This is a genomic window from Psychroflexus sp. MES1-P1E, from assembly GCF_002836055.1.
Taxonomy (GTDB): Bacteria; Bacteroidota; Bacteroidia; order Flavobacteriales; family Flavobacteriaceae; genus Psychroflexus.
On the sequence record NZ_PJBS01000175.1, the window covers coordinates 1 to 4808 of the forward strand.

Below are 4808 nucleotides of genomic sequence, written 5' to 3' on the forward strand. Positions count from 1 at the left end.
CTAGGACTGAGTTTTTTAATTGTTTACAACGGCTCGGCTATGGTTAGTACGGGAATTAAAAGTAGTGAATTTCCGATTAAGCACTTAGCCAAAACTTTTTATTTTGTTTTATCTTTTTTCTTTATAAAGCCAAATCAAAAAGATTTGGCGGACTTAATTAAAGCACTAAACTTTGGGTTAAGCACCAAAACCCGTATTAATTATAGCCATTGTTGGCAACTGGCTTTTTTATTTACTTCCTCCGACTACAATCATAAAATAAATTAAAAACATAACTGTATTCGATATTGTATTTGCCTCGATAAACTTCCAAGTTCCATTTTTCCATTTTGTTTTGTCTTTTATTGATAAATAATAGAAAGGAAATTCCAAAATTAATGTTGCAATAAAAGAAGCTAACATTCCAAATATAAATCCGGTTAATTCATAATTTCCATAAGATGTGTTTCCGCCCCAAAAGTCAATATTTCCAGAAATTGAAGAAAAATAAGGTGCGATGAAATATAGTCCAATAAACATTGAGAAATAATTCCCGATAATGATTAGCCACATCCGATTAGAGATTTCTCTTTTATCCAAGTAGTGACTTTCATAAATTCCGATTAGAGAATTCAAAATCAGAGAATGTAAAATTCCAAACCACATCATTGGTGAACCAGCATTTGCCATAGCCAATGTCGGAATCAAAGTTAGAATTATTGCTATTTTAAATTTGTCCTTATTCAATTTGAGTGAGTTTTTTCAGCTTGTTGCCAACGTTTAGGCTATGGTTAGTGCGGGAATTAAAATTACTGAATTTCCGATTAAGCATTTAGCCAAAACTTTTTATTTTGTTTTATCTTTTTTGTTCTAAAGCCAAATCAAAAGGTTTGGCGGACTTCGTTAAAGGCTTTGAACTTTGGGTTAAGCATTAAACCCGTATTAATTATAGCCATTGTTGTGCCGTCGTACTTTATTCTTCGTGAGTCAGTCCGTATGGAAATCCACCGTTTGTATATCCAATAATCAGCGTAAAATTTTCATCATTTTCGAATTCATAAACGGTATTCAATTCATCTTCTCTTTTTTTCTTGAATGAAAGTCTTTGTTGTCTTAGTGCTTCCATTGAGTTCATTAACGATCTTTCGTATTCCTCTGAAATTTCATTTCCTATCATTCGTAACTCCTTTACACGCATAATTTATTGACAGAGTATTTTTTAGAATATCCTTTAACAACATTGTTCCCAGAATATATTTTTATCCAACTCTTGGCTGAACGAAGTCTGTATTCTCTTTTGGTATTTTTTTTCATTTAATCAAAAGGTTCTTTAGGTAAAGCTAATAAATTCTTTATATATCGTGCATTATTATATGGTTTTCTAAATTTCATAACATCAAATAACTCAACGGCCAAACATTGTCCAATCATTTGTCTGATTTGCATATCATCAAATCCTTTTCTTATTAATCTGTTATACGTGGACTTAGTTTCAGGTGGCTCATTATCCCTAAGTTGATTTTTTATAATCTCGAAAATCTGTTCTCTTAGTTTCTCATTTGTTTCCATATTTTCAGGACGTTTTGGTATGCGGCACAACGGTTGGGCTATATGTAGTGCGAGGTTAAAAAGCCAAAACCTTTCAATTCAGCACAGACCCAAGCGAGCAATTTTCTATTTATAATTTTCATATTTTAAAGATACAAATTGCGAGCGAAAAAAAATGCACAGACCTTTCGATTTTGCCTGAACCTCTCGCATTACTTATAGCCTCGTGTTGGCAAACGTTATTTTTTCTTTCTGTATTTTCTTATATAAAAAACACATCCAATTAGTCCAGCTATTACTATTCCTATGTTCGATTTTCCTGTATTCCAATTATTATAAACATAAAAAACACCGAGAATCATAACAATTATATAAACACCCAATAGAATTTTAGGCATTTTCGAGCTATTAAAAACTTTTTCCTGATCTCTTATAAGTTTTTCATTGTCTACTTTTTGATCTGATCTATCATTTCTTTTATTTCTCTCAAGTTTTTTTTTATTAATCCTTTCTATTTTATGAGAAAAAGAACTTATAAAACTTTGAAAATCATCTTTATTATGTCCCCATTCAGGAAATCTTGAGATTGAAATACTAGATGAATGACAATTTATATCTAAAGAATTATAATGATATTCTATTGAAAAACTCCAACTATCAATTTCATATAAATCAATCTTATGATTATCTTGAGATTTCAATATTGGTTTGTTCAGCCATTCAAATTCAAGATGCTCTTTTGATAAAGTAATTTCTGCAATACCAGAAGTTAATTTTACGGAAATCCAATAAATTACAAAAATTAATAAAGTAGCTATAATAAAAACAATTAATTCATCGGGATTTATATCAGTTGCTTCTTTAAATTTATAAGTTACATAGGATAAGCTTAGTAGTATTGTCATAAATGTAAATACGAAATGAAAAACTGATATTGTTCTAATTTTGTATTTCATTTTTTCATAATGTTTGCCAACGTGTTTGGCTATGATTTCGGCAGGACTGGCGCGACCCCGAGGCGTCTGCGCAGCGGACAAGTCGGATGGAGGAGCAGCTTACCGAAATCATTCCGATTAATTAATAAGCTTAAATGTAGCAATAAATATCAAGCTTACGATTCAGACCTGCTGAATTATAGCCGTTGTTGGCAAACGTTAATTTCTTATAAAGTTAATTGTTTTTCCACAACTCAGTTCGATGATATAAACTCCATTCTGTAAGTTTTGAATATTTATTTTTTCGTTTTCCGAAATTGATCCTTCTAAAACTTTTGACCCTATTGAATTATATATTTTATATCCTTCTAATCCGGAAATGTTTAATAATTGAATAGTACCTTTAGAAGGATTTGGATACAAAAGTATTTTACTTTTCAATACCATATTATCAATTCCTAAATTGGCCTCTAATTTCGATATTTTATTCCCACTTAGTTCTGCTATATATAATACGTTATCGTGAAAAACTATATCCGAAGGAAAATCAATTCCAGTAACTACATCAATTGGGCTTGGGATTGGGTCAGTTAAATTTATCTTGGATATTTTATTTCCGTCGTGTTCAGCAATAAATAATTGATTTCCATAACTTGCTACATTTGAAGGTCCATCTAAATCAGCAACTACTTCTGTCGCAATTGGATTTGAATCAGTAATGTCTATCTTTAATACAAAATCATAGCCAAAATCTGTTATGTATAATTCATTTCCCAACAGAAAGAGATTATTTGGATAGAAGAGTCCATTTGTTAATACATCTACTAATACGGGATTACTTTGAGTAATATCAACTTTGGATATTTTACGACCTGTAAATTCAGCTATGAATATAAAATTTCCGCTTATTACCATTCCTGTCGGACTTGATAATCCAGTAATAACTACTTCAGGTATCGGGTTTGTGTCGGTAATATCAATTTTTGATAGTATCTCTGACCCATTTTCTAGAAAGTATAGATCGTTTCCACTAAGGACAATATCAGTAGGCCCTACAATACCTGTAATGACATCCACTGCGGTAGGATTGGTATCTGTAATATCAATTTTGGATATTTTACCACCAGTTTTTTCTGCAATGTATAAATCAGTTCCATTGAGAAATATCCCATATGGTGAGCTTAAGCCTGTTACAACATCAGTTGTTTGAGCATTAAGTGAAACTACGGTAATAACCAAAAGGCTAAATGAAAACACTTTGTTCATTGAATTTCAGTTTTTAATGTTTGCCAACGGTTAGTATAAGAAACGTAGGGCAGGTGATAAGCACTTTTGTTTCGGTTTATTACTTAGCTAAATATAAATATTTTGCTTTTATCTTTTCTACTATAAACGCCAAATTTTATATTTAGCGGACTTTGTTAATATGCACAGAACTTTCGTTTTAGCACAAATGCCCTATGTTTTTTATACATTGTTGTGCGTCGTTATTTCTGCGAACCTTCTAAAGTTTTCTGAAGTTCCGAACGTATTTTTTCGTCAACAATATCCGTTAAAATTCCAGTTTCTAAATTATATTTTTTTATGATTGTCGGCTCGTTATATTCATTGTAAGTTCCGTCATCATTTTTGTCAATTCCAAACCTAATAATCAAATCTTTTGTTTCGTTTAAAAATTCATAATCATAAACGTCCATTCCTTCAATCTCAATATTTTCTAGCTTTTCACTTTTTAAAGAATAAATGTGCAGGCTTTTAAAATCATTTAGATTTATCACACCATCTTTATAAGTGTCTTTTTGCGCAACATTTATTAGCAAAAAGATGTCATCGCCAAAATATTCGGATTGAATTCTGTCAAAATTTATTCTTTTATTGAATAGTTTTTTACTGGTTCCATTTTTCGGTTTGTAAATAATTACATTATTATAATCTCCATATATTTTGCTTGAATATCGGCTATCACTTGGTTCGAAATCGGATGAACCACTGTAAGCATTTAAAAGTCCACCAAGACCTTCTTGTTCGTCCAAAGTTTTATGAGAAACAGGAATGATATAGGTTGAGCTTAGGGTATCAATTAATCTCGGTTGCCTGAAAGAGATAACTTGCTCTCGTTTATTCTCTTTTTGTAGTTTTTCAATTTTTTCATCAGATAAGATTCCAGTTTCTACATCATCATAAGAAGAAGACCTACGATATTCTTGAATCATTACCGAAATAAAAGCAATTAAGGCTACCACCAAAAATATCGCTCCTATTGTTCCTAAAACTGCTAATAGTTTTTGGTTATAGTTTTTTACTTTTTCAATTTTCATTATTTGGCTCGATTTTGTTTTAATGACG

General features: G+C 30.9%; 6 protein-coding genes. All 6 read right to left on the bottom strand.

The features are described 5' to 3' along the window. Window positions 1–228: 228 nt before the first annotated feature. Window positions 229–726, bottom strand: coding sequence for a hypothetical protein (locus tag CXF67_RS08080; RefSeq protein WP_145990404.1), 498 nt, complete (start codon window positions 724–726; stop codon window positions 229–231). A 226-nt stretch (window positions 727–952) separates the two neighbouring features. Continuing rightward, window positions 953–1156: a hypothetical protein gene (locus CXF67_RS08085; RefSeq protein WP_145990405.1), complete on the bottom strand. Its 204-nt coding sequence runs from the start codon at window positions 1154–1156 to the stop codon at window positions 953–955. Between the two features lie 137 nt (window positions 1157–1293). After that, window positions 1294–1548 carry a hypothetical protein gene (locus CXF67_RS08090; RefSeq protein ID WP_102088298.1) on the bottom strand — a complete coding sequence of 85 codons (255 nt, stop codon included), beginning with the start codon at window positions 1546–1548 and terminating at the stop codon, window positions 1294–1296. Window positions 1549–1766: 218 nt separating this feature from the next. Further along, window positions 1767–2432, bottom strand: coding sequence for a hypothetical protein (locus CXF67_RS08095; protein ID WP_102088299.1), 666 nt, complete (start codon window positions 2430–2432; stop codon window positions 1767–1769). A gap of 249 nt (window positions 2433–2681) precedes the next feature. Next, complete coding sequence (locus CXF67_RS08100; protein ID WP_102088300.1) at window positions 2682–3728, bottom strand: T9SS type A sorting domain-containing protein; 1047 nt, start codon at window positions 3726–3728, stop codon at window positions 2682–2684. 221 nt (window positions 3729–3949) lie between these two features. Beyond that, the coding region (locus CXF67_RS08105; RefSeq protein ID WP_257984633.1) for a hypothetical protein at window positions 3950–4808 on the bottom strand (859 nt) is incomplete at its 5' end.